The following is a 26998-nucleotide window of genomic DNA, read 5'->3' on the forward strand; positions in this document are numbered from 1 at the left end:
ATTTTGTGTGGTAACTCTATTCTACACGAGGTCGTTATGGGTTTTTTTGTGTTTTCAGCTAGGTGTTGCACTTAATATTACAATTCGTCTCATCAAAAAAATAAATATAAGTTCCCAGAAAAAACTATAAAAACTGAATAATTTTTTGAAATAGGGGAATCAGTTTATTATTAACGCCTTTTACAGGCGCCGAGGAGGACATCATCATGAAACAAGTCTTAGGAATCATTTTAACTGCCGCACTCACTGTCAGCATCGTGTCAGGCACTTCATATAACCAACCGGTCGAAGCAACAAAACAGACAGACATCAAATGGCTACAAGAAATTCAAACACAAGCGAAACAAGCACGTTCACTCGATGGAAAAGTCATTCTTGAAAAAACGACACTTGCCCAAGTACATAAATCCTATAAGGGGGAAAAGAACTCGAATTGGTGTCAAAGTGGAAATGGTCTTGCTTCAGCAGATCGTGCCCTTCATTATTGCTCCACGTATGGGGTGAAGGACGCAAAAGCAAAAGTTAGTGCCATCGTCTATGATTCGAAGCAGGTCAAGCGGACTGTGACGGTCAAGGAAGTCAAAAAAGCGTATCCGACAGCGAAACTCGATAAAACATTCAACGTCATGACCGTTTCCTCAAAACAGGTCAACATTTATCTAAATTTGAATTCTGACCGTACACAAGTCATGTCAATTCTAGTAAAATATAACTAATGAAAAAGGATGACCGATTCGGCCATCCTTTTTATTTAATCGTTTTATAGAGTGGTACGAGATGCGAATAGGTATTTCGAATCATGTCGAGTAATTCTTCGCGTGACAGGTGATGCACTTGTTCTGCCGGAATGTGGCGACCAACAAGGAATTCTGCCTTTTTGACGTCGTGGAAACGTTGTAATCCTTTTTCGATATCCGTCTCATGAACGGAGACGGCGTCTTTTTTCATATGATCGTATGAGACGACGAAATCATCCGGAAGGGATGTCAGCAGTTCTGTATGCTGTAACAGTTTCGATGCGTATTGTTGTTTATTCGGCAACTCATAGATGTAGGCGAGCCAAATGAACAGATGATCATCAAACAGACCGACTTGGAAATGCGGATGTTTTTTGTATCCACGTTTATCGGGGGAGAATGCCATCCATGTATCCTTCGGAGGGTTGACCTTCCTGCGGGCGTGCTGCGCGATGTGAACGTGGACATCTTCTGCTGTTGCGACCGTTAAGTCAGGTGCGACTTCCTGACCGATGTCTCGAAAGACCGGCTGGATGCGTTCGCGAATCGCTTCCATCCGTGGTTCTAGTCCATCAATCTGAAATGTATCAAATGCGTGTTGCGTGAATGTATTTGTCATAAAAAAATCACCTCGCGTCAATTGTATCAAAGGAGACGATCGAAGTTCGACTTTTTGCTCGAAAAGTAGAATAATGGCCATATCGATTTCCAGTAATATACAAATAAATAACTTAAAGGAAGGGGAATGTTTTGTGCGTCGTTTTCAACAATATCTCCTTCGAAGCTGGGTCGTTTTTTTCATAATCGTCATAGGCATCGATCTTTTTGCGAAGTCGAGAGATTATAGTCTCAGCGTCGATTTGTTTACGTTCTTATTGATTGCCGCCTTATCGACGATTTTCGTCGTCGATCCTGTCCGCCGTCGTCATATGAGTTTTACTTTCCATTTTGGATTCGTCCTTTTTACATTTTTGACGTATGGATTACTATCAGCGATTTGTGTTGGGCAATTGACGATGCTTATCTATCAGTTGCGAACGATTCATACACCAATCGGACGTCGGCGGATGTTACATAACTATCCCTTCAACGTCGCACTCGAATTGTTTTTAATTGTTCCAGCAGGTCTTGCCTATAATGCGCTCGGCGGAACACATGGGAAAGCATTCGTACTGACAGAAAACATCGTGCCGTTACTGGCGATGGTCGCGATTCTCTGGATCGTCCTCTTATTGCAATATCAGTTATCTCGATTTCTTCTTGGAGAAAACATTCCAAGTGATGTTATGTTCCAGCTGCTACGTTTCGAAGCGGTCGTCATCACAGCGGAATTGTTATATGGAATCTTCAGTACACTCGTCGTTCAAGGGAACGGAAATAGCGGACTCGTCATGGCGGCGTTTGCCTTATTCATCATCAAGCGCGCACTGGGAAGTTCCGTTGAAGCAACAGACCGGATCGAACATTGGGAGCAGATCGAGCGATTGAAAGAGGCGGCTTGGAAAGACGGTGATGCCCAGTTCATCATTGAGCGGTATTTACGACAGCTCAATCAATTCGTCAAACCGGATATCGCTTGGATTAAGTTTGATTTCAAAGAAGGAAAGCAAAGCGTGTACTATTCGTTGAAGGACGGACGAAAGTTGAAGGCTGATCACGTCGAAGGGCGAATCATTGAAGATATCATCGAAAAAGAAGAAGTCCTTCTTTACGGGATGCAGCAGGAGTGGGATATTCGTCTTTACGATAGCTTGCCGGAAGAGACACAGTCGGTCCTCTTCATCCAACCGGAAGCAACGGAGACGATCAACTGTTCCTTATTCCTTGCCTCGAACGCAAGTGGTGAGTTCACGCAGGATTTCGGTTATGAGCTATACCGTGCCCTACGTGTTCTGTCGTGGGCAGTGGAACGGGCACACGAGCGAGAACGCTTGTTGACCGACAGCCGGACAGATGCGATGACGAAATTACCGAACTATCGTGCCTTGCAAGAGTGGGGCGATCGTCGTATTAAACAACGCGACCTTTACCCGTTCTCAGCCTTAATGATCGACTTAGATCACTTCAAACAAATCAATGATACGTATGGTCATGAAGTCGGAGACGTCGTCTTGTTTGAAGTTGCGAAGTTACTGATGCAAGCAACACGTATCACAGATCTTGTCGCGCGTTACGGGGGAGAGGAGTTCGTCATCTTACTACCGAATACGGATCTTGATTCAGCCCAAATCGTCGCAGAGCGAATCCGCGAGACGTTGCATGCAAATCCGATCTTAGTCGAAGGGCATACGCTCCGAATCACAGCCAGCATCGGCATCGATACATTAAAAGAACTTGGCGACCTCGCGAGTTTGATTCGAAATGCCGACCGTGCGATGTACGTCGGAGCGAAGTTCCAAGGACGCGACCGTGTCGCATCGTATCAAGAGTGGAAAGAGAAGGTCATTTAAATCAAGTAGAAGAAGGTAGCAGAGATGCTATCTTCTTTTTTGATGTAAAAAATCCTCCCAGTTCGGATGAACGAGAAGGATCAAAAAAGAATAAGTTCATTGAGCTTGTTGTTTGCTGAGACGAATCTCGTTTTCAATCGCATGGATCGCGGCTGACCAAGAACCATAGCGATGAAGCAAGGCTTTCGTCGATGGTTTGTTGTTTCGTTTCGCCCATTCCCGGTACGCTTCAAAAGAGAGGGCAAAGCCGACTTCCTCGATAGCTTGACGCAGAGAAGCAGCAAGTTCAGCTTTCGAATAAGTGACGCTTGCTTCAAGTCCTGCAGCGGTACACGCATCGTGCCACGAACCGAACATCTTGACGATGTGATAATGACTCGGTGCATGATGGACTGATTTACGCCACATCTGGTACTTCTTGAGTGTGATCGTAGAACCGACGTCTTGTGCGTACCGTTCGAATGACTTTAAGATTTCGTCTTTCGTATATTTCGGTGCCCGCTCGAGCTCCTCCGGCTGTTGATCGACATTCCACTCGTATCCAGCAGCAGACAAGGCTTCCGGCCATGATCCAAATTGACGAATGATGTTTTCCGGTTGTGGCCAGTCATTCACTAAAGCATACCGGCGATAGACAGTACGGCGTGGACGGTCCTGGATGAGTTCACCGACCGCACGGATGGCTTCAATCATCTCAAGCTGCTCTTCTGTATAACTCTGTTGACTCGTAAGTACACGTTGCTTCATGAGTGAGTCCTCCTTCCCAGTTCGATGTAGTATTGAGGCAAAAGTCCTCTGTATTAGATATATCGGTGCATTTCCATTAATTATGAATAATTCCCGCAAAATATTGTAAATAAAGTGAATCGGATTCTTTGATTAGTATAAATGGAAGTCATGGAAATGAAAACAGAATGACACGAAATTTTAATGCTATTCAGAAAAATAGGACAAATGGCTTAGATGGAAAAAAAGACCAGACACGCTCGTCAGCGAATCTGGTCTTGAGGTATGACTTATTTTCCTTCGATGTAAGCCCATTTGTACGAAGTATCGGCACCGACTTTGTGGTTGACGATTCCTTTGACGTACGGTTTACGAAGAAGCGAAACACCTTTTTGGTACATGACTGAGATCGCTTGATCCTCTTCAAGGAGTGTTTTCTCAGCATCTTTGAGGGCCTGCCAACGTTTCTCAGCATCTACTTCTTTTTGAGCTGACTTGATGAGTGAATCATACTTATCGCTCGTGTACTTACCACGGTTGTATGGTCCACCAGTTACCCACATATCGAGGAATGTCATCGGATCCTGGTAGTCAGGTCCCCATCCTGCGAACGATAGCTCGAACTCACCTTTAGACTCGAGATCCAACTTGTTCTTGAATGGTTGTTGTTTGATCGTGACTTCAAGACCTGGAAGGTTTTTCTCCCACTCGCCTTTGAGGTACTCCGAGATTTTTTTCGAGTTGTCATCATCGTATGAAAGAAGTTCGAGTTTGAGAGACTTCTTGCCGACAGCTTTCAGTCCTTTTTCGAATGATGCTTTTGCAGATGATGCGTCGTACGAACCAAAGCCTTCGTTTCCATCACGGAAATCTTTACCGTCTGGACCTTTTGCGAAGTCTTTTGGTACGTAGTAGTAAGCAGGGATCGAACCGTTGTTCAAGAGAACTTCAGCCATCTGCTTCTTATCGTATCCTGAGTCAATCGCTTTACGGATATCCTTGTTTTTCAAGAGGTCATTCTTGAAGTTCATTTGGATATAGTACATTGCTGCATCAAGACGTGTATCAAAGTCTTCTTTGTCTTTGTATTGATCAACGAACTCACTCGTTAAGCCAGCTAGATCGATGTCACCTTTTTCGTACAAGTTGACGCCTGTCGAGACTTCTTTAACGATTTTCGTGTTGATTTCTTCAAGTTTGACATTATCTTTATCCCAGTACTGATCATTCTTTTTGTATGTCCAGCCAACATCCGTCTTCCATTCTGAGAGAACGAATGGACCGTTGTAAAGGAATGTATCCGGCTTCGATGCGAAGTTTTTGCCTTGTTCTTCGACGAATTCTTGTTTCAGTGGCATGAATGAACCGAAACCAGTTAGTGATTTGAAGTATTCAGCTGGTTGAGTCAGCTTGACTTCAAGCGTTTTGTCATCGACTGCCTTGACTGCGACATCGTCTGCTTTTCCTTTGCTTGTGTTGTATGCTTCAGCGCCATCGATGATATACATGATGTACGCATACTGCGAACCACTCTTCGGATCAAGGACGCGTTTCCATGCATATTCAAAGTCTTTTGCTGTGACATCGCTGCCATCCGACCATTTCGAATCACGAAGTTTGAACGTGTATGTAAGTCCATCTTCAGAAACATCAACACTCTCCGCAACACCCGGTGTTGCTTCTTGATTCTCGTTAAGACGGAATAGTCCTTCTTGAACGTTGTTCAAGACTGTGAAGGATACAGAGTCCGTCGCGACCGTTGGGCTAAGCGCTGGAATATCCGAACCGCTGATGATGTTCAAGACTTGTTTGTCTGAAGATTTTTCTCCAGATGTCGAACCGCCTTCTTTTGAACCTTCATCTGTCGTCGAACATGCAGCAAGACTTGATCCAGCGATTGTCAGTGCTCCGACGAGTGCAAGTGCCTTTTTCTTTTCCATAAAGTAAATCCCTCCCAAAAGAAATAGATATATCTGGTGAAACGATAAGAACCGATAGGATAGCGATCCGGTGTCCGACTAAAAATAAGAGGGGTCATCGCCTTTTATTCTTAAGCTGTGGAAAGCACCGGATCAACTTGTTATCAATAATAAATAAAATATTCAGAAAAATCAATAGAATATTTTCAGATTATTTCAAAAACATTAAATTTATGTGTGATACCAACGTTTTTTCACGAAAAATTTTTTTGTGTAAGGATAAAATTAGGAGTTTTTACAAGGTTTTAATACAAAAAGAACCAGTTGTATAAAACAACTGGTTCTCGAACTCATTTCTGCTCTTGGACGTACTGAAGTGCTTCTGCAACGTGATCTTTTACTTTTACACTGCGCCATTCTTTGACGATTTCGCCAGATTCATCAATTAAAAACGTCGAACGAACAATTCCAAAATATTCCTTACCGTAGTTCTTTTTCAGTTGCCAGACACCATATTGCTCACACACTTCGTGATCGACATCTGATAACAATTGGAACGGTAATTCATATTTTGCGATAAAGTTTTGATGCCGTTTCTGACTATCGGCAGAAACACCGAGAATGACGGTGTTGTTCTCTTCGAACGCTTGCGTCGCATCACGGAAATCACATGCCTCGGTCGTACAACCAGGCGTTGAATCCTTCGGATAGAAATAGAGAACGACTTTTTTTCCACGATAATCCTCGAGGGAAATCGATTCGCCTTGTGCATTCGGAAGGGTGAATGTAGGTGCTTGCATGAAAAATTCCTCCTTATCCTAATTCCATGTTTAATTGATCCGCATATTTCTCAAGCTTCTTTTGAAGACTCTCTTTTAAAGGATCGAGGGCAATCAAGTACTTCTCATAATCCGTACCGGCTTTCGCCGTCTTCATGAGGAGTGGCTGTTCTTCTTCATACCAGTCTGCGTAGTCTTGATAGTAATCAACGAGCGTCTCAGGATTTCCTTCGTTCTTCAGCGCCTCACCGTAAATCATCAGAATGTTACTGTTCATCTCAAGCGCCATATAATCGGTTTGCGCATTGACACGAGAAAAAACGGCATCCTGCTCTTTTTCATCGGTTTTTCCAATCTCGTCAGCCGCCTTCGCATTGACACCATATTCATCAGCGTTAAATCCAGTGAACATGTCGCCAAGCGTCGAGAAGACGGACGGATCGAATGTCGTCGGTGTCAGGACGATTTTCCACTCATCGTCTTTCTTCAATAACAGTTTCGATCCCCGGTTCGGGAGAATCGATCCTTTCGCATCTTTGAATTCGTGGATGATATAGGCGACGTCGCCCTTTTGAAACGACTTGACGACCTTACCGGGAACGACATTCAAGTTTTTCGCACCGACGGCGAGCGGCTCAAGTTGTTTTTCGTCACCCGTATATTCAATCGATGCAAGGTCTTTTGCATATGCTCGCCCGGATTGACCGAGCGTTTTTTCGTATGTTTGATAGACGTCAAGAACGGCTTGTTCAGCCTTCTGTTGTTTTGTTTCCGTCGTCTTCGGGGATTTGGTATCTGTAGAAGACGGGGAATCGTTTCCGCAACCGACGAGTACGAGACTGGTCGCAAGCAGCACTACGAGCGATCGTTTCATTCGAATTCCTCCTAAGATGAATGTTTCATGGTGCTTCCATAGCTAATCTTGTCTCTACCATACAGGAAATTCGCTTTTTTGAGTAGGATATCGGTACACTAAACGAAAGGGGAGTGATAGATATGAAAATTCATATTACAGATGAGGCATTGCAATACTTTAAAGACGAGATGGAAGCAAAATCAGGCGATACGATTCGCTTCTTCGCAAAATATGGTGGCTCAACGGATTTAACACAAGGTTTCTCGGTCGGCGTTCATATGGAAGAAGTCGAACGCGCAGCGGTCGAAGAGGTCGTCGACGGCATCCACTTCGTCGTTTCGGATCAAGATGACTGGTTATTCCAAGGGCAAGACGTCAAAGTTTCAATTGAACACGAAGAAATCGTCTTTTCACAAGCGAAGGAATAATCGAGAACTGAGGAGCGACCAAATCCGTCGCTCCTTTATTTTTTTGACTAGAATAATTGTAAGCGGACTCATGCTTCTGTACAATGGAGAATGTAAGCGATTTAAAGTAGAGATTAAAGGGGGAATAGAGATGATTCCGTACAAACACGAACCATTCACGGACTTCTCACAAGAAGCAAACAAGAAAGCGTTCGAAGAGGCACTTGCACTCGTCACGCAAGAACTCGGCAAAGATTATCCGCTCGTCATCGGTGGAAAACATGTGACGACGGAAGATAAAATCGTCTCCGTCAATCCGGCTAACAAAGAAGAGATCGTCGGACGTGTCTCGAAAGCGACACAGGAACATGCAGAAGAAGCGATGCAAGCAGCGGTCACAGCCTTCGAAACATGGAAATTCGTCAATCCGTCTGTACGTGCGGACGTCCTATTCAAAGCAGCGAACATCATCCGTAAGCGGAAGCATGAGTTCTCTGCCTACCTCGTCAAAGAAGCAGGGAAGCCTTGGAACGAAGCAGATGCCGATACAGCAGAAGCGATCGACTTCCTCGAGTACTACGCACGTCAGATGCTCGTCTTAAAAGACGGCAAAAAAGTCGAGAGTCGTCCAGGCGAATACAACCGTTACGATTACATTCCACTCGGTGTCGGTGTCATCATCTCACCATGGAACTTCCCACTCGCGATCATGGCTGGAACAGCTGTTGCAGCAATCGTGGCAGGGAACCCGATCCTCTTGAAACCCGCATCGACGACACCGGTCGTCGCAGCGAAATTCGTCGAAGTGATGGAGCAGGCTGGTCTTCCGGCAGGCGTCTTGAACTTCGTACCAGGTTCAGGGGCAGAAGTCGGTGACTACCTCGTCGATCACCCGAAAACACGTTTCATCAGCTTCACGGGATCACGTGATGTCGGTCTTCGCATCAACGAGCGGGCATCGAAACTAAACGAAGGTCAAATCTGGCTCAAACGCGTCATCGCGGAAATGGGCGGAAAAGATACGATGGTCATCGATGAGTCGGCCGACCTCGATTACGCAGCGGACATGATCACGAAAGCGGCATTCGGATTCTCGGGTCAAAAATGTTCAGCTTGTTCACGTGTTGTCGCACTCGACTCTGTCTATGACGAGTTGCTCGAAAAAGTCGTCGCGAACACGAACAAACTTAGCATCGGTAACCCGACGGATGTCTCAAACAATGTCGGACCAGTCATCGACGCAGCAGCATTCAAGAAAATTACGTCGTACTTCGACGTCGCAAAAGAAGAAGGACGTATCGTCGCAGGTGGTACGGCGGATGATTCAACAGGATTCTTCGTCTCACCGACAGTCGTCGCGGACGTTCAACCAACGGATCGTTTGATGCAAGAAGAGATCTTTGGACCAGTCGTCGCCTTCACGAAAGCGAAAGATTTCAAAGAAGCAATCGACATCGCGAACAACACGGAATACGGATTGACAGGTGCTGTCATCACGCAAGACCGGACGAACCAAGAGTACGCGCGTGCGAACTTCCACGTCGGTAACCTCTACTTCAACCGTGGGTGCACAGGCGCAATCGTTGGCTACCAACCATTCGGTGGATTCAACATGTCTGGAACGGATTCGAAAGCGGGCGGACCAGATTACTTGACTTTACATCTTCAAGCAAAAACAACTTCAGAAATGTTCTGAAATGGTGTTTAATAGATGAAACGGGTGTGCGACCTGCATGCCCGTTTTTCTTATATCATGGAAAAAGGGGGAGCAAGGGTGAACGGAATGTGGTTTGCGATTTTGTTGTATCTCGGACTGATGGTCGCACTAGGCGTCATTGCGTATTATCGGACGAAGAACATGAATGACTACATGCTTGGGGGACGTACGATTGGTCCCGTCGTCACGGCGCTCTCTGCTGGAGCAAGTGACATGAGTGGCTGGTTGTTGATGGGATTACCGGGTGCGATGTATGCAACTGGTCTGTCCAGTGGGTGGATCGTCGTTGGATTGTTACTTGGCGCATACGCCAACTGGTTACTCGTCGCGCCGCGTCTGCGTGCGTATACGGCACATGCAGGGGATGCGATCACGATTCCCGATTACTTCGAAAAACGATTCCACGATAAAAGTGGTGTCTTGCGTACTGTTTCAGCTGGAGTTATCTTAATATTCTTTATAATGTACGCATCCAGTGGTTTTGTTGCTGGTGGTCGTTTGTTCGAAGCGGTTTTCGGACTGGATTATACGACAGGTCTTTGGATTTTAGCGGGCGTCGTCATCGCTTATGTCTTCCTCGGTGGTTTCCTTGCCGTCAGTTGGACGGACGTCGTCCAAGGGATGATCATGGTCATCGCGTTGCTGATCGTACCAGGCGTTGCCCTCGCTTTAAGCGGTGGGATCAACGAGACGCTCGAAACGATTCGGTCGACGGACGGTTCAAAGCTCGAGTTATTCAAAGGTACGACGGTCATTGGAATCGTCTCGCTACTCGCATGGGGACTCGGCTACTTTGGTCAGCCGCATATCATCGTTCGTTTCATGGCGATTCGGAACTTACACGAGATGAAGTCAGCACGTCGCGTCGGGATGATCTGGATGACGTTCTCGATCGTTGGAGCGATGGTGACAGGTTTGATCGGATATGCCTACTTCACGCAACAAAATAGTCCTTTAGGAGAACCAGAGAATGTCTTCATTCAATTATCACGCGATCTCTTCCCTGGTTTCATTACGGGACTGTTGCTTGCAGCCTTACTTGCTGCCATCATGTCGACGATCTCGACACAGCTACTCGTCTCTTCGAGTGCGGCAACGAATGATTTCTATCAACGTTTCTTCAAGCGTGATGCTTCTGATCGTGAATTGATGGTCATGGGGCGCGTGATGGTCCTTGTCGTCGCTGCTCTAGCGATTCTCTTATCGTTCGGTGCACAGAAGTCGATCTTGACTCTCGTTGGTTATGCGTGGGCTGGTTTCGGTGCCGCGTTCGGACCAGTCGTTCTGTTCAGCTTGCTTTGGCGCCGGATGAACAAGACAGGAGCACTTGCTTCGATGATTACGGGATCTGTCGTCGTCATCGCCTGGATTCTCATCAAACAAAATGTCGAAGGGTTGCCATTCTACATTTCTGAGATGTACGAGATGATTCCAGCCTTCTTCGCTTCGACTGTTGCGCTCGTCGTCGGTAGTCTCGTGACGAAGGAACCGAGTCAAGCGATCTATGATGAATTCGATCAAGTGCAAGCACAGCTAAAAGGTGCAGAACCAGAGCGGAAAATCGTCTAACTAACAGAAGGGATGTTTCCTGATTACAGGAAACATCCCTTTTTAATTCACTTCATACGTTGTTATTTACCATAAACATATTTGTTGCACTTGGGCAATATGAGCGTATAATAAAAACCAAAAGTGAGGTGAACGAGATGGCGACACAGCCACTTACACAAGATTTACCAAGAAAACGGACATATCTTGGACCAGCGTTCGTCGCTGCCGTCGCGTATCTCGATCCGGGAAACTTCGCGACGAACATGACGGCAGGTGCCCAATATGGCTACTTACTGCTCTGGGTCATCGTCGCCTCGAACTTGATGGCCGTCGTCATTCAGTTCCTGTCAGCTAAGCTCGGAATCGTCAGCAATCTCAGTTTAGCGGAAGTGATCCGGGAAGAGTTATCGCCGGTCACACGCTTCTTCTACTGGGTACAAGCGGAACTTGTCGCGATGGCAACCGATCTCGCTGAGTTCGTCGGAGCCGCACTCGGATTTCATTTATTGTTTGCGATTGATTTACGGATGGCGGCCCTTTTAACAGCTGTACTGTCCTTCGTCATCCTCGGCTTCGAGCAAAAGGGACTCCGGCATTTTGAAGCCGTCATCGCCGTTCTTGTCCTGATCATCGCGGCTGCTTTTGCGATTGAAGTATTTGAAGTTCATCCTGTATTCCGTGATCTATCGGCAGGTTTGTTACCGGGATTCGAAGGCACATCGAGCATCGTCCTCGCTGCCGGGATGCTTGGGGCAACTGTCATGCCGCACGCGATCTATCTCCATTCCGATTTAACGAAACGGCGGATGGGGCACGTTGCGAATAAAGCTTCGATGTTACACATCCAACGCTTCGACATCTGGGGAGCGATGCTGATTGCCGGAGCGGTCAACGGGGCGATGCTCGTCATTGCGGCAAGTGTCTTTTATGGCACGAAGTATCAAGCGGGTTCGCTTGAAGCAATCTACGAGGGACTTCATGTCACGCTTGGTGGCATTGCGCCGTATCTGTTTGCGATTGCTTTACTCGTCTCGGGTCTCGCTTCTTCAAGCGTCGGCACGATGTCAGGTGACGCGATCATGCGTGGATTCCTTCATCTCCAATTACCGTTGTTCGTTCGACGGACCGTGACGATGTTGCCGGCAATTTTGTTGCTGTTCTCCGGTTTTGATCCGACACGGGCACTCGTTCTCAGCCAGGTCGCCTTATCGTTCGGGATTCCGTTCGCCTTGATCCCCTTGATTCGGGCGACAGCAAGTGAGCGGTACATGGGAGAACACCGGAATAGTCGGTTCATGAACGCGTTGGCCTGGGTGATCGTCTCGATTGTCATCGTCTTCAATGTCTATCTGCTCGTCGATGTATTAGTATGAATATTCAGTATTTTTGTTTCGTCTGATTTAAAGCGGGTATTTCATAACTAGAAGCTTTCCGCCCGGAAGCTTTGCTACCCCTATAAGGACGATGGTGCGGACCTCCCCCCGATGCACCATCGTCTTTTTTGTCTGGACGAAAAGTGCTATGATTAGAAATAGTGTAAAATATATCGCAAAAGTTCCGGAGGTGGAATGACATGGCAAAGATTAATGAGGAGCAAGTCCGCCACGTGGCGCATTTGGCACGCCTTGCCGTGACAGATGAAGAAGTAGCACAATTCACAGGACAACTCGAGAAGATTCTTGGGTTCGCTGAACAATTAAATGAACTCGATACGACAGGCGTCGAACCGACGACTCATGTCCTCGATTTAAAGAACGTCCTACGTAAGGACGAAGTACGTCCATCACTTCCGCGTACGGAAGTAGAACGACTCGCACCCGATTGGGAAGACGGACAAGTCCGCGTCCCAGCGGTGTTCGAATAAGGAGGAAATGACCCGATGTCACTTTTTGAACATGGTGTCAAAACACTACACACACTCATTCAGGATGGCGAAGTCAAAGTTTCTGAACTCGTCCAAGAATCCTTTGATCAAATCGACCGCGTCGATGGAAAAATCGGTGCGTTTCTTTCATTGAACGAAGAAGCATTCGAGCAAGCAAAACGAATGGATGATGTCGCGAAACATGAAGCAAATCCATTGTTTGGTCTTCCAATCGGCGTCAAGGATAACATCGTCACGAAAGGGATGACGACGACATGTGGTTCGAAATTCCTCGAGAACTTCGTGCCAGCTCATGATGCGACGGTCGTCGAGCGTCTGCATGAAGCAGGGGCGATCACGATCGGGAAATTGAACATGGATGAGTTCGCGATGGGTTCTTCAAACGAGAACTCAGCGTACAAACCAGTCCGTAACCCATGGAATACGAAACACGTTCCAGGTGGTTCTTCGGGTGGTTCAGCAGCAGCTGTCGCAGCAGGTGAAGTCTTGTTCAGCCTTGGTTCGGATACAGGTGGTTCGATTCGTCAACCGGCTGCCTATTGTGGTGTCGTCGGGTTGAAACCGACATACGGTCTCGTCTCACGCTTCGGTCTCGTTGCGTTTGCGTCGTCTCTTGACCAAATCGGTCCGTTGACACGAACAGTCGAAGACAACGCGTATCTCTTGAGCGCGATCGCAGGACACTGTGAGATGGATTCGACGTCTGCGAACGTCGCAACAACGGATTACACACAAGCGTTGACAGGTGATATCAAAGGGTTGAAGATCGCTGTTCCGAAAGAATATTTCGGTGAGGGTGTCAGTGAAGGCGTCAAAGCCAACATCCGTGAAGCGATCCAAAAACTAGAAGCACTCGGTGCGACGGTCGATGAGGTGTCACTTCCGAACTCGAAATATGCGCTTGCGACGTACTACTTACTCGCTTCATCAGAAGCATCATCGAACCTCGCGCGCTTTGACGGCATTCGTTACGGAGTCCGTGCGGAAGCGGATGCACTTGAAGATGTCTTCAAGTATTCCCGTTCACAAGGATTCGGAGACGAAGTCAAACGCCGGATCATGCTCGGAACGTACGCGCTCAGCTCAGGTTACTACGATGCCTACTATAAAAAAGCACAACAAGCTCGGACGTTGATCAAAAAAGACTTCGACGATGTCCTCGCGAACTATGACGTCATCATCGGACCAACAGCACCGACACCAGCATTCGAACTCGGTGCACAGCTCGACGATCCGGTCACGATGTATGCGAATGACATCTTGACGATTCCGATCAACTTAGCAGGTGTTCCAGCGATTTCGGTTCCAGCTGGATTCGTCGACGGTCTTCCAGTCGGCTTACAAATCATTGGAAAACATTTCGATGAGGCGACGATCTATCGCGCTGCGCATGCGTTTGAGCTTGCGACAGGTGGATTCGCGCTTCCGAAGTTATAAGGAGCGAATGTATCATGAACTTTGAAACGATCATCGGGATCGAGGTCCACGCCGAGCTGAGCACGAACACGAAGATGTTCTGTGGTTGTGCGCGGGAATACGGCGCGGAGACGAATACGAAAACGTGTCCGATTTGTCTTGGACACCCAGGCGTTTTGCCGAAAATCAACGAAAAAGCCGTTGAGCTCGCTGTGCGTGCAGCAATGGCACTCAACTGCCAAGTGGCCGATCAAACGAAATTCGACCGGAAGAACTATTTCTACCCAGATACGCCAAAAGCGTATCAAATCTCACAGTTCGATCAACCGATCGGCTTCGATGGCTACATTGATGCGGAAGTCGATGGCGAAACGAAACGCTTCCGAATCGAACGTGTCCATTTGGAAGAAGATGCTGGTAAGATGAACCACACGGGTGCCAACCACTCGGTCGTCGACTTCAACCGGACAGGCGCACCACTAATTGAGATCGTCAGTGAAGCGGACATGCGTTCACCAAAAGATGCAGTCGCTTATCTCGAACGTCTCAAGGAAGTCTTGCAATATGCAGGCGTCTCGGACGTCAAGATGGAAGAAGGATCACTTCGTTGTGACTGTAACATCTCGGTCCGTCCATACGGACAAGAGAAGTTCGGTACGAAAACGGAACTTAAGAACTTGAACTCGTTCGGAAACGTCTTAAAAGGACTTGAGTTCGAAGAAGATCGTCACCGCAAGTTGTTGCTTGCTGGTGGTGTGATGCGCCAAGAAACACTTCGTTTCGATGAGACGAAAAAACAAACCGTCCTCATGCGTGTCAAAGAAGGGGCGTCAGACTACCGTTACTTCCCAGAGCCTGACCTCGTCAAGCTCGTACTTGATCACGATTGGAAAGAAGCGATTCGTGCCGGTATCCCGGAACTTCCAGATGCACGTCGCGTTCGTTACCAAGAAGAACTCGGTCTTTCGGCGTATGATGCGAAGCAATTGACAGTTACACGTGAGATGGCAGAGTACTTCGAAGCGACACTGGCAGCAGGCGCAGAGCCAAAAGCAGCAGCCAACTGGACGATCGGTGAGATCCAAGGTCACTTGAATAAATCGACGGAAACGTTCGAAACAGTCAAGATGACACCAGCTCGTCTGGCAGAGATGATCGACTTGATCGCAAGCGGTACGATTTCTTCGAAAATCGCCAAACAAGTCTTCACAGCCGTCATCGAAGAAGGTGTCGAGCCACGTGCATACGTCGAAGCAAACGGTCTTGCACAAATTTCAGACGAAGGATTGCTACGTGGTCTCATCGTCGAGATGTTCGAAGCGAACCCAGCCGTTGTCGAGGAATTACTCGGTGGACGTGACCGGAAGAAAGGCTTCGTCATCGGTCAAATCATGAAGAAAACAAAAGGAATGGCGAACCCTGCCCTCCTGGATCAACTCTTCTATGAAGAGCTTGAAAAATTAAAATAAGTACCTGATCAAACAGCGTTCGTTCCTCCTTTACTTCTGCGAGGAAACGGACGCTGTCTTTTTTGGCTTTGTAATGTCTCGAGAGTTCATGTAAAATAAAACAGTTATGTATCAAATGAACGGTTGAGTCAAAAAGGAGAAAATCTTATGAGACCTAGAGCGCGCGTGATTTATAACCCGACTTCCGGGAAAGAGATGGTTAAACGAAATTTACCGTATATCCTCGACCGACTCGAAGCAGCGGGTTATGAGACATCTGTCTACTCGACGAAAGCGGTCGGAGATGCGACGTATGAAGCAGCACGAGCATGCGAAGCAGACTTTGATCTCGTCGTCGCAGCAGGCGGCGATGGTACGTTGAACGAAGTGATCAGCGGAATGGCTGCCTACAACAAACGTCCGAAGCTTGGTGTATTACCTGTTGGAACGACGAATGACTTTGGTCGGGCGATGCGTATTCCATTGACGATCGAAGGAGCGATGGATGTCATTTGCACAGGACATACGATGCCGGTCGATATCGGTAAGATCGAAGGATCGACAGGCGTCCATTACTTCATCAACATCGCTGGCGGTGGCATCATGACAGAACTGTCGTACGAAGTGCCTTCGAAGCTGAAGACGGCACTCGGACAGCTCGCGTACTACGTCAAAGGGATGGAGAAACTTCCGCAAATCCGACCGACATATGTCGAACTGGAGCATGAAAAGGGTATATTCAAAGGAGAAGTCATGCTGTTCTTGACATCCAATACGAACTCCGTCGGCGGATTCGAGAAATTGTCACCGAACGCGTCACTCAATGACGGTCGGTTCGATCTCTTCATTCTCAAGAAATGTAACCTCGTCGAACTGATTCGTGTCATGCGTCTTGCCTTAAAAGGGGATCATTTCTCGGACCCTTGCATCGAGCATGTCACGACCTCATTCGTCCGCATGAAGAATACATCAGAGATGAGCTTGAACATCGATGGTGAATTTGGCGGCATTTGCGAAGGCGAGATGACGAATCTTCGCTCTCATTTCGAAGTCATGACACCAAAGTTCCGGATCGAAGAGATGGAACAAATCAATACACAACTACAAGAAGCAGAAACGAACCTCGCGTGAAGCGAGGTTTTTAAGGAGGATATTCATGATTCCAGTACAAAAGAACGATGAACACGTCGTCGAGATCGTCGATCTGACGCATGAAGGATCAGGGGTCGCGCGCATCGATGGATATACGGTCTTCATCCCGGGCGCATTGCCGACGGAGCAGGTCAAAATCAAGATTACGAAAACGACGAAGTCTTACGGATTCGGTCGTATCATCCGTCAAAAGACGAAGAGTGTCGATCGTGTCGAGCCGCCTTGTCCGGTTTACAACCAGTGTGGCGGTTGCCAATTGCAACACTTGTCATACGACGCAGAACTCAAGTTCAAGCACAACCGTGTCCGTGACGCTTTCGCGCGCCTAGCAGGTCTTGAAATTCCAGTCCACGAGACGATTGGTATGGAAGATCCATGGGGTTACCGCAACAAGGCACAAGTACCGGTTGCATTTCAATCGAACAAATTGATGGCTGGCTTCTATCAAAAACGAAGTCACCGGATCATCGACATGGATTACTGCTTGATTCAAAACAAAGAAAACGACGAAGCTGTCCAAGCGGTGCGTAAAGTCCTCGCCGACTTAAAAGTCCCAGCATACGATGAGAAGAAAAAAGCAGGCGTCATCCGTCATATCATGGCGCGTCATGGTTATCATACGAACGAATTGATGGTCGTGCTCGTCACGAAGGTCAAACAACTTCGTGGGATCGATAAGATCGTCGAAGGAATCTTAAAGGCGTTACCAAACGTCACTTCGATCCAGCACAACATCAACCCGGATGATACGAACGTCATTCTCGGGAAAAAGAACGTCGTCCTGTACGGTCCGTCTGTCATCCGCGATCAAATCGCTGGATTGACGTATGAGATCTCACCGCATTCGTTCTTCCAAGTCAACCCGTTGCAAACAGAGAAACTCTACGCGAAAGCACTCGAGTATGCCCAGTTGACAGGCGATGAGACAGTCGTTGATGCGTACTGTGGAATCGGTTCGATTTCATTGTCACTCGCAAAACAAGCGAAGCACGTCTACGGCATCGAAATCGTACCGCAAGCAATCGATGATGCACGCCGGAACGCACAAGCGAACGGTATCGAGAACGTGACGTTCGAGTACGGTGCAGCTGAGAAGGTCATGCCGGATCTCGTTAAAGCCGGTATTCAACCGGACGTCATCGTCGTCGACCCACCACGTAAAGGCTGTGACGAAGAATTCTTGCGTGCAGCAGCAGATGTCGCACCGAAGCGGATTGTTTACGTCTCATGTAACGCGTCGACACAAGCGCGCGACGCGAAGTTGTTGACAGAACTCGGTTATACACTCGTTGAAGTGACGCCGGTCGATATGTTCCCGCATACGACACATGTCGAGAGCGTTGCTTTGTTCGTCCGTAACTAAATTGTTCATATGACTGACTCAAAAAAGAATGACGTGTCTTTTCACGCCCTTTCCTCAGGCGAGACACAAGCCAGTTTTCCTGCTTCATTCAAGCAGGAAAGCGGGTCTTGTTCGTCTCTGACAGCGCATAAATGCGCTTTTCCTGTAGGAGTTGCGTGTGACGCGTCATTCTTTTTATTACGAGATAAGGGTGGCAGATCATCATTCTGCCACCCTTATCTTTGTAGAGACTGACTTTTGAGTCAGCTCCATTTTTTGATTGACCTGATGCATAAACGAAAGTAAATAAGAACCTCTATATGGTAAAATAATCAAGTTATATATAAAAGTATAGGAGGGTTCATGATGACGACTAACGATGTTCAAGTGTATGCAACATTCCGGCTAGAGCAAGACGTATTGTATCGCTATCATACATATATCCAGTGGGGAGAGAGTGAAACGTCGCTTGGTGCGTGCCTGATGTTGAATCCAGGTTCTGCGACAGTGGATCCTACATTACGTCAGCAACTTGATACGGCAGGGCAAGCGACGGGTCAAATTGGTCGATTGGATGAGACGATGCGACAAATCATCCGGATCGTAGAAGGTATCTACGAAGGACAAGCCTTATCGGGACGCTTTCATCTATACAATTTATTCCCGATGCAACATGGAAATGATGTCACATCGATCAATCGTTTCGAAGAACTCTGTCAGGAAACCTCTTTTGAAAAGCAGACGTTGTTTGCGTCAGTCGAAGAATTGCGTCGACATCCTTTCGTGATCACAGGATGGGGCGTCCGGAGTCATCTTATTCGCTGGACACATCTGCGACAAGCGAAAGTAGAATGGTTGAAGCGTCTTGAAGCGTCGGGTATTCCGCACTTTGGTATCAAGCATCCAAGAACAGATGATTTTTATCATCTGTGTCCGAATCTCGTTGCTAGCCGGGAAACGATCAAAGAGCAAATCATCGCGCGACATCGTGAAGTCATGGTGCCGAGTCGGAAGCGTCAATGGGAGCGAATCCTTCTGTACCGGATGGAAGGTGGACGTATCACCTTAATGGGGCGCAAACGATCTGATGATACGTGGGTCTTCATGAGAACGACGGATGAGACAGCATTGCTCGAAGAGGCGGATGTATCTGCGAAGACCTCTTCTGAGATCGTCGAACGATGGGACGACGTGGTAGAACATCTCCTCGGTGAGGTCGTCTTATCGTTACGTCCTAGTTTCGTTCACCCTGAATTTGAAGAGCGGATTGCACCGTATCGTAGACGATGATACGAAAAAGGAGAAAGAGCGCAAAAGCGCATCTTTCTCCTTTTTCATTGTGTCCCCTTATTCAGCATCTTCAGCATCTGCTGAGCTTGCGTTCGGGAACAACTCAGCAAGAACACGTTCACTTGCCGTACCATCGTCAAGACTGCAGAACCGTTCGAGGAAGCGATCATACTTTTCTTGGTAAGCAACGGATTTCGTATCGATTTGTTCGATATAATCGATGACTTGATCCGTTTCCTTCAAGAGTGGTCCTGGAACGACTTCTTCGAAATCGAAATAGAATCCACGTAACGTCGACGCATATTTCTCCAAGTCGTACGTAAAGAAGATCATCGGACGTTGTAAGTGGGCGTAATCGAAGAAGACAGACGAGTAGTCAGTGATCAAGACATCACTGATCAAATACAACTCTGCGATATCGCCGTACGAAGAGACGTCGTAGGCGAAGCCTTCGTGTCCACTGATATCCATGTTTTGCGCAATCAAGTAATGCATCCGGAGCAAGACGACATAATCGTCACCGAGTCGGGCCTGCATCTCGTTCAAGTCGAGTTGGAGATCGAAGCGGTATTTTCCGCGCGCGATGAACTCATCATCTCGCCATGTCGGTGCGTACAAGACGACTTTCTTGTCAGCTGGGATATCAAGACGTGCTTTGATTTCGCTGATGAGACCAGCTTGATCGTCCGCATACAAGAGATCATTTCGCGGATAACCCGTCTCAAGCATCGTGTTTTGGAACCCGAACGCACTCTTGAAGATTTCGCTCGAATAGGCATTCGGAGAAATCAAGTAATTCCATTCCTGCGCTTGATTGTAGAAGTTCCGTTTGTAGCGCGTCGCGTTCGTTCCTGCCATGTGGACTTCTTCCATGTCGAGACCTAGTCGTTTTAATGGTGTGCCGTGCCACGTTTGAAGGTAGATCGTTTCTTCGCGTTTCGTTAAGCTGAGCGGTTGACGTGTATTGAAGATCCAGTACTTCGCACGTGCCATCGCTTGGTAATACGCGAAGCTGTTTTTGAGCACCCAGTTCGGGCAAGCTTCCTTGACGTCATCTGAAGGCTCATTCGCGAAAATCCAGACGAGTTCAAGTTCAGGACGTTGTTCTTTTAATTTCAGATAAAGAGCCTTCGGATTATCGGAGTAGCTTCGTCCGAGGAAACTCTCGAATAAGACGAGGTTCTCTTTGACCGGCATCTTTTGGAACAGACGATAGAGCATGAGACCGTTCTTGATTTTTTTACGTCGTGCCGTCCGTAATGTCTGTTTAGTCTTAACAGCAGTGATATATGAACGGAACATGATATATGAACCCGTTGACCATGCTTGCAGATACTTGCTTTGTGTCTTCGCCCGTCTCAAGTCGTAAGCGACATGACGGAAGACGTCGGTCTGCTGACTTTTTGATGTACTGCGCTCAAGCAATGCTCGACCACGTTTTGAGATGAAACGTTTGTACCACGTATTTAAGAATTTTTGAACGTCGTTATCCTTCGTATGGGCGGATAACATACCGTAGATCCGTGAGATATCGGACAATGTCGTGATATCACGCGCTTGGTAGAGCGATTGTCCTTCAAGTGGCGTACTACGTGAGTTTCGACCATAGACGACATAACTGACCGATGTCAGGTTCGTCAGTTTCGAGATGATTGTATGGGCGATGATCGTATCGGCGAACCATCGTGTCTCAAGAACAGGTAGATCATTGAGCAAGTCCTTTTTGATCATCCAGCCGTGAATCGTCGTCAAATGACGTGAATTGAACTTCGTACGGGTATAGAAGAAGTAACGATCATCATCGATCGGCATGAGCCATTTTTTCTTGTTGTAGACGGGTGAGACCTTACCGATGATGACTTCACCACGTGATTTCTCATAGGCTTTGATATACGTATAGAGTGCACGTGGAGCGAGGATATCATCACTATCGAGGAAGGTAACGTAGTCACCTGTCGCGACTTCAAGACCACGTCGACGTGCAGCGTAAGTTCCTTGATGCGCCTGTTCAACGATCGTACATGTTGGATAGAGGGAACGGAGCTCATCGATGTATGTGCTCGGACCGTCAAAGACGACGACGATTTCCACCGGAATAGATACCTTTTGGTCGAGAACGGATTGAATGGCTGTCTTCGTTTGTGATTCAGTTTGATAGACAGGAATGATGACACTAATTGAGTTCATGTTGATTCTCCTTTTTGATGAAAGAATCCGCCAAAAACGGATTCACGAAAATAGTTCCTGTTGAATAGGATATCACAAAACGAAAAAAAGGCACGACTCTCTTAAAATTCACTTCGTTGCCGGTAATGCGTCGGCGTCTCACCAGTCGTCTGTTTGAAGGCTTGACTGAAATGGCTTTGGCTTGAGAAGTGCAACTTGTTTGAGATTTCTAGTAGCGAGTCGTCGGACGAGCGTAGGAGACGCTTTGCTTCCCGGATGCGTTCCCGGATGACATACCGGGCGAGTGGTAAACCAGTCTCATCTTTAAATAGAACGGACAAGTAATTGGACGAGACATGAATGGCTTGGCTGATTGATGAGACGGACAACGGTTCATACAGGTGTTGCTGAATATAGCGAATCGCAGCGAGTACATGAGGCGAGTGCCGCAGCGCTTGGAGTTCCTTGACGGCCTCCGCGAACGAGACCGTGATGCGGACATGACGATTACGGAGTTCGGCAATGCTCGTCGCTGCTTCGATCGTCTCGATCATCCGGTCGCTTAGAGAGAAGGCTTCGTCCGGTTCTAATCCTCCGCGAATCGCGGCGCGTGCGCTCAATAGGACGGTTCCGAGCAACAGATTCTTTTCTGCGCGTAACGGTTGATGCCGTGCGAGTGTGCCGAACTCACCGTATGCAGGTAAAGAGTAGGTCGTTGCGAGTCGCTCACTTTGACCCGTCGCGATCCAGTCGATGATTTGCTGCTCCCGTTGCCATGCTTTTCGGTATGCGGTCACCCCTGTATGGGACGGTGCATCCGCAACGAGTGGGATTTCAGCTTCCTGAATATCAGATAGTTGTTCGATTTCTCGCTTCGGCAATGGTTCCCCGTGCAACAAGCGATACATCAGGTGAGCACAGTCAATCAATCGGTTCTCCGTCGTACGCGGCAAGACCTTATAAAACTGGTGATAGGCTTCATCTTGGATATGCGCCCGAAAGAGAGCAGATTGTAATAGAACAGGACCGATTCGATACATACCTTGTTCCGGAACGTCCAAAAAGAGGTAGGCTGTACCGTCTTTCAGGGTATAGAGTAAAGGAGTCTTTTTAAGGACGGGCCATTCATTCTCAATCGGCAAGGTTCCCGGATGAGGTGGAGCTTCTGGACGTAGAGCAAGCGGAGTACCATTACGATCTCGGTACGTGACGAAAAAACCGGTCATTCCGTAAAGGTGCTCTGCGATTTGCGTCAAGTCGGATGTTGACAAGCGATTCATGACACGACTCCTTTCGAAATAAAGTGGATTGCTTCTAGTGTATGTCCTCTTTCGCGGATAGTCGAGAACGAACCAAGAAAAAACGAAGCCTTCCGAAAAAGGCTTCACTATCAAGTCGATCGGATGGAACTGAGGAGTCTTTTGAATCTGAATCGTGTCGTTCAACATCCAGTAACGTGTTAGTTGCTTCTTTAGGCAAAAATGATTGTTTTGGACAGATGATTTCTGCAATGAGTTCATTCGTCAAAGCGAAAATCGTTTTTACGGTGTCAGAGGTTTCTTTCATGTGTTGGATCAGTGCCTAAACGTCACTGGTCAGTTTTTCCTGTCTACTTGGAATATTGGGATATAGTATAACTAAATATGAAAGAATTATGTGGAGATTTTCATCATTTGAGAAATGAATCAACGCAAGGTTCATGATAAAATGAAAAGGGTGTCACAGAGTGGCTAGGGAGGAACAGAAATGAATATTGCTTTTTTCTTATTACCTAAAGATGAGGTGAAATATTTAGATCCTGAGTCAACGGTCAGACAAGCACTAGAAAAGATGAAACATCATCGTTTTACGTCGGTCCCACTCGTTGACAATAAAGGGAAATACGCAGGAACGCTGACAGAAGGTGATATCTTGTGGGCGCTCGAAGCAAATCTCGAGCATGCCGATTACGACCACGTCTTGCAGACACGATTAACTGATATTAAACAACGTGTCCGTTATAAACCAGTTTCGATTACAGCACAAATGGAAGAGATGATTGAAGTCATCACGGATCAAAATTTCGTGCCCGTCATTGATGATGGTAGACATTTTATCGGGATCATCCGTCGACGTGATATTATCGATTATTTTGCTAAAAAAGTAGCGCGTGAGAACGTCAGTTATTAAAAAAAATAAAACTAGTAAAAAAAGCACTGATTTTCACAGAAATGTGGAAAGAAGTGCTTTTTATTGACCCAAAACGACTTCAGGAAATGGGAGGAGGCGACGATATAGAAACATAATGACAATTTAGGGAGGACGATGTGTTGCGACGTTTATCACCAGTCTTCATCGTAGAAGCTTTTCGAAGACGCTCCTACTATAAAACGTTCTCATGGATGATTGCGATCATAGGTCTGTTAGCATTGATCGTCGCGTGTCAGCATTTGACGAAAACATTGGATGAAGGGTATCGCTTCAAGGCATCGGGCAAAACAATTGCTGAAGTGACACCTTTTAATCATGCCGAACAAGAAGTGACGCGCTATTATTTTTCATCATTGAATGACGACGCCGATTTGACGCAAGCTTCAAAGCGGGCCGACCAAGCACTAGAACAACTAACGGATCGACTTCCGAATATGAAAGCGACCGAGTCGACACGCGAAGAAGTCCTAACAGAGATTAAGAAACTACAACGACAAGGATACGAATCGAATCATCGCTTTTTCACGACGATGATGAACTTCAAAAGTGAAATCATCTTTAATCAGCTCGTATTGAGTAAAGAGACAGGGTCTTATTATAATGTGTTTTCCAATCTGATTCTGATGGAAGAACAGCTTGGAAAGTCCGCTGAAATCTTGAAGGATGCTCGACAAAAAGAAGAACCTAGCTCAATTGATCGGTTACGCATCCAACAGATGCGGATTGATTTGCCACTGCGACAGGAATCGCTCATTAAATCCCTGTATGATGTGATTCCGCTTCAAAACGATTCAGGACGTCAGGATATCGCAATCATGCGGGAACAGATGGATGCTTATACACAAACGCTCGATGACCTATTGCGCGCTCCAGAAAGCTTGACGTATGCTGCGTTAGCAAACCAAGCTGAACAGTATGAATCCAGCATGTATCGTCTGTATGATCAAGAACTCAACCAAGTCGCTCAAGAAATGCAGGATCGGGGAAATCAAATCATTCGTAATGCCTGGCTCCTCTTTGGCGCAACCAGCATCTTGATTCTTGGATTACTGATGTTGACCTTATCGTTATTACGTGCGTTCCGCCAAGATCTTTCTTTATTGAAGGGAGAAGCGAATACCTTTGCTGAAGACCGTCGGCAATCTGGTTATGACGTACCGGAGCGAAATGATTTTCAACCCGTCGTTCAAGCGTTTCGAACGATGACAGCTATCATTGCTGGTTTATTAGACCATAGCGATGCGAAGACAAAAGAAATCAAACAAAAGAAAGCAGAAATCGAGTCACTCTTTTCGCAGAATACCGACCCGATTCTTGCCTTATCATCCGACTATACGATATTAAACGGAAACGAACGCTTTCGACAATTGACGGAGGCAACGGCAGGATGGACGATTGAAGAATTGATCCATCCGGCTGATTTGAATCGGATGCGGCGAGCATTGAGACGATCGCTTGAAGGACATAGTCAAACGATTCGCTGTAAGATGCTCTTCAATGAAGAAATTTTGAATATGTTCGTCAACATCATCCACGTTACCAATAAAGAGGACGATACAGGTGTTGCGCTCTACTTATCCTGTCATGATGAAACGGATCAGTTCCGGCGGGAAGAACGGATTACACAACTCGCACTCTTCGATATGTTGACGGGTTTGCTGAACCGGAATGGTTTCGAGCAAAAGATGGCAGACGCATTAAAAGCACCTCAACCGGGAGAGCTCGTCACCATCAGCGTCCGGCAATTCCGGCGGATCAATGACATCTATGGACATGGTGCAGGGGATCAGATTCTAAAAGATCTCGCGAATCGCCTCAAGCATCATTTCATCGGAACAGGACAAGCGGCGCGAATCGGTGGAGACGAATTCGCCGTATTAGTCGCACAACAGGATATCGTCGATTACCAAAAATTAAAGCAAGTCATCGAACATGTCTATGAGATCAACGGAGAATACGTCAATGTCAGCATAAGTATGAGTATGGTCCGTTATCCCGATGATGCAGTAGCCGTTACTTCCTTGTTGTCCTCGGTCGATATCGCGATGCAGCATGCGAAACAACAGACAGAGGGTGGACCAGTCTGGTTCGAGTCCTGGATGAGTGCCGAGTATCTTGAATCGGTCGTCCTCGAAGGTGAATTACGAGAAGCGATTGAAAAGAACGAGTTACAACTGTTCTATCAACCACAAATCAATCTTGCGACAGGTCAAGTCGATGGCTGTGAAGCTCTCCTGCGCTGGTTCCATCCTGAACGTGGGATGATCAGTCCAGCAATTTTCATTCCGATTGCCGAACGATCGATGTTGATTGAAGAGATCGGGATGTGGGTCGTTGCCGAGACGGTTCGGCAAGTCGAGGAGTGGAAGGACACGGAACTTGGGGTACTGCGTGTCTCGGCGAACTTATCCGTCAAAGAGCTCGTCTCCGGTCGGATCGTCGATTACCTGACCGATGTCCGGGAGATTCATCCAGGGATTGAACAACGGATGGAACTTGAGATCACGGAATCGTTTGGTGTCTTTTCAGATACACGCGTATTTGATGCTTTACAGACGTTACACCAGATGGGATATCGTCTTGCGATCGACGACTTTGGTACGGGGTATTCTTCCTTGTCGTACTTAAGTCGATTACCGATCCAGCGGCTGAAAATTGATCGTTCGTTCATCAGTGGTCCGGATGCGTGTTCAAACGCACCGCTTATCGAGACGATCATCAAGCTTGCTCATACGTTGAAGTATGATGTCGTCGCCGAAGGCATCGAAGAACTTGAACAAGCCGATCATTTACGAGTGCTTGACTGTGAGTATGCGCAAGGATTCTATTATTCAAGACCGATTCCAGCTGACGAGTTTCGGGTCTGGTACGGGAAGTACCATGAAAAGCTTTTATCTGAATGACATGAGTCTACTATGCTTGATATGTATGTGTCTTAAAATGAAAAAGGGACTGACTCAAAAAAAG

At 47.0% G+C, this 26998-nt stretch carries 21 protein-coding genes; 14 read left to right on the forward strand and 7 right to left on the reverse strand.

Annotation, left to right across the window (positions count from 1 at the left end):
• Positions 1 to 206: 206 nt before the first annotated feature.
• Positions 207 to 716, forward strand: a complete 510-nt coding sequence (locus KNQ15_RS02725; RefSeq protein ID WP_214727648.1) for a hypothetical protein — start codon at positions 207 to 209, stop codon at positions 714 to 716.
• A 31-nt stretch (positions 717 to 747) separates the two neighbouring features.
• Here the strand turns inward: KNQ15_RS02725 and KNQ15_RS02730 are convergent, their stop codons facing one another.
• On the reverse strand, positions 748 to 1356 hold the full coding sequence (locus KNQ15_RS02730; RefSeq protein WP_064299359.1) for a YktB family protein: 609 nt from the start codon (positions 1354 to 1356) through the stop codon (positions 748 to 750).
• A 133-nt stretch (positions 1357 to 1489) separates the two neighbouring features.
• Between KNQ15_RS02730 and KNQ15_RS02735 the strand changes: the two genes are divergently transcribed.
• Positions 1490 to 3187: a GGDEF domain-containing protein gene (locus KNQ15_RS02735; protein WP_214727650.1), complete on the forward strand. Its 1698-nt coding sequence runs from the start codon at positions 1490 to 1492 to the stop codon at positions 3185 to 3187.
• Positions 3188 to 3283: 96 nt separating this feature from the next.
• Here KNQ15_RS02735 and KNQ15_RS02740 read toward each other — a convergent pair whose 3' ends face one another.
• The 4 genes from KNQ15_RS02740 to KNQ15_RS02755 form a co-directional block, all read right to left on the reverse strand.
• A complete protein-coding gene (locus tag KNQ15_RS02740) occupies positions 3284 to 3934 on the reverse strand; it encodes a homing endonuclease associated repeat-containing protein (RefSeq protein WP_047393045.1) in 651 nt (216 codons plus the stop codon).
• Positions 3935 to 4203: 269 nt separating this feature from the next.
• Positions 4204 to 5853: a peptide ABC transporter substrate-binding protein gene (locus tag KNQ15_RS02745; protein WP_214727652.1), complete on the reverse strand. Its 1650-nt coding sequence runs from the start codon at positions 5851 to 5853 to the stop codon at positions 4204 to 4206.
• Between the two features lie 329 nt (positions 5854 to 6182).
• On the reverse strand, positions 6183 to 6632 hold the full coding sequence (gene bcp, locus KNQ15_RS02750) for a thioredoxin-dependent thiol peroxidase (RefSeq protein WP_133207739.1): 450 nt from the start codon (positions 6630 to 6632) through the stop codon (positions 6183 to 6185).
• 13 nt (positions 6633 to 6645) lie between these two features.
• Positions 6646 to 7485 (reverse strand): hypothetical protein, encoded by an 840-nt coding sequence (locus KNQ15_RS02755; RefSeq protein WP_214727654.1) that lies wholly within the window; start codon positions 7483 to 7485, stop codon positions 6646 to 6648.
• A 122-nt stretch (positions 7486 to 7607) separates the two neighbouring features.
• On the opposite strand from KNQ15_RS02755, the gene KNQ15_RS02760 reads away from it, so the two are divergent.
• From KNQ15_RS02760 to KNQ15_RS02805, 10 genes are all read left to right on the forward strand, one after another.
• Entirely contained in the window at positions 7608 to 7895 is a 288-nt protein-coding gene (locus KNQ15_RS02760; RefSeq protein ID WP_023469340.1) for a HesB/YadR/YfhF family protein, read from the forward strand.
• Positions 7896 to 8025: 130 nt separating this feature from the next.
• Positions 8026 to 9570 (forward strand): L-glutamate gamma-semialdehyde dehydrogenase, encoded by a 1545-nt coding sequence (pruA, locus tag KNQ15_RS02765; protein WP_029342578.1) that lies wholly within the window; start codon positions 8026 to 8028, stop codon positions 9568 to 9570.
• Between the two features lie 87 nt (positions 9571 to 9657).
• Positions 9658 to 11160, forward strand: a complete 1503-nt coding sequence (putP, locus tag KNQ15_RS02770; RefSeq protein WP_214727853.1) for a sodium/proline symporter PutP — start codon at positions 9658 to 9660, stop codon at positions 11158 to 11160.
• A gap of 137 nt (positions 11161 to 11297) precedes the next feature.
• Positions 11298 to 12515, forward strand: a complete 1218-nt coding sequence (locus tag KNQ15_RS02775; RefSeq protein ID WP_023469337.1) for an Nramp family divalent metal transporter — start codon at positions 11298 to 11300, stop codon at positions 12513 to 12515.
• A 200-nt stretch (positions 12516 to 12715) separates the two neighbouring features.
• Complete coding sequence (gatC, locus tag KNQ15_RS02780; RefSeq protein ID WP_023469336.1) at positions 12716 to 13006, forward strand: Asp-tRNA(Asn)/Glu-tRNA(Gln) amidotransferase subunit GatC; 291 nt, start codon at positions 12716 to 12718, stop codon at positions 13004 to 13006.
• A 15-nt stretch (positions 13007 to 13021) separates the two neighbouring features.
• On the forward strand, positions 13022 to 14464 hold the full coding sequence (gene gatA / locus KNQ15_RS02785; protein ID WP_149427816.1) for an Asp-tRNA(Asn)/Glu-tRNA(Gln) amidotransferase subunit GatA: 1443 nt from the start codon (positions 13022 to 13024) through the stop codon (positions 14462 to 14464).
• Positions 14465 to 14478: 14 nt separating this feature from the next.
• The gene (gatB, locus tag KNQ15_RS02790) at positions 14479 to 15912 is read left to right on the forward strand and encodes an Asp-tRNA(Asn)/Glu-tRNA(Gln) amidotransferase subunit GatB (RefSeq protein ID WP_035396151.1); all 1434 of its coding nucleotides are present in this window, start codon (positions 14479 to 14481) and stop codon (positions 15910 to 15912) included.
• 147 nt (positions 15913 to 16059) lie between these two features.
• Positions 16060 to 17022: a diacylglycerol kinase gene (locus KNQ15_RS02795; RefSeq protein WP_214727656.1), complete on the forward strand. Its 963-nt coding sequence runs from the start codon at positions 16060 to 16062 to the stop codon at positions 17020 to 17022.
• A gap of 25 nt (positions 17023 to 17047) precedes the next feature.
• Positions 17048 to 18406, forward strand: coding sequence for a 23S rRNA (uracil(1939)-C(5))-methyltransferase RlmD (gene rlmD / locus KNQ15_RS02800; RefSeq protein ID WP_035396153.1), 1359 nt, complete (start codon positions 17048 to 17050; stop codon positions 18404 to 18406).
• Positions 18407 to 18751: 345 nt separating this feature from the next.
• Positions 18752 to 19675 carry a hypothetical protein gene (locus KNQ15_RS02805; RefSeq protein WP_214727658.1) on the forward strand — a complete coding sequence of 308 codons (924 nt, stop codon included), beginning with the start codon at positions 18752 to 18754 and terminating at the stop codon, positions 19673 to 19675.
• 57 nt (positions 19676 to 19732) lie between these two features.
• Here the strand turns inward: KNQ15_RS02805 and KNQ15_RS02810 are convergent, their stop codons facing one another.
• Together KNQ15_RS02810 and KNQ15_RS02815 are read right to left on the reverse strand one after the other, a co-directional pair.
• A complete protein-coding gene (locus KNQ15_RS02810) occupies positions 19733 to 21862 on the reverse strand; it encodes a bifunctional glycosyltransferase/CDP-glycerol:glycerophosphate glycerophosphotransferase (protein WP_214727660.1) in 2130 nt (709 codons plus the stop codon).
• A gap of 101 nt (positions 21863 to 21963) precedes the next feature.
• The gene (locus KNQ15_RS02815; RefSeq protein WP_214723978.1) at positions 21964 to 23121 is read right to left on the reverse strand and encodes a helix-turn-helix domain-containing protein; all 1158 of its coding nucleotides are present in this window, start codon (positions 23119 to 23121) and stop codon (positions 21964 to 21966) included.
• 466 nt (positions 23122 to 23587) lie between these two features.
• On the opposite strand from KNQ15_RS02815, the gene KNQ15_RS02820 reads away from it, so the two are divergent.
• Positions 23588 to 24010 carry a CBS domain-containing protein gene (locus KNQ15_RS02820; RefSeq protein WP_029342568.1) on the forward strand — a complete coding sequence of 141 codons (423 nt, stop codon included), beginning with the start codon at positions 23588 to 23590 and terminating at the stop codon, positions 24008 to 24010.
• A gap of 137 nt (positions 24011 to 24147) precedes the next feature.
• Complete coding sequence (locus KNQ15_RS02825; RefSeq protein ID WP_214727662.1) at positions 24148 to 26934, forward strand: putative bifunctional diguanylate cyclase/phosphodiesterase; 2787 nt, start codon at positions 24148 to 24150, stop codon at positions 26932 to 26934.
• Positions 26935 to 26998: the final 64 nt, after the last annotated feature.

This window comes from Exiguobacterium sp. s168, from assembly GCF_018619035.1.
Classification (GTDB): domain Bacteria; phylum Bacillota; class Bacilli; order Exiguobacteriales; family Exiguobacteriaceae; genus Exiguobacterium_A; species Exiguobacterium_A acetylicum.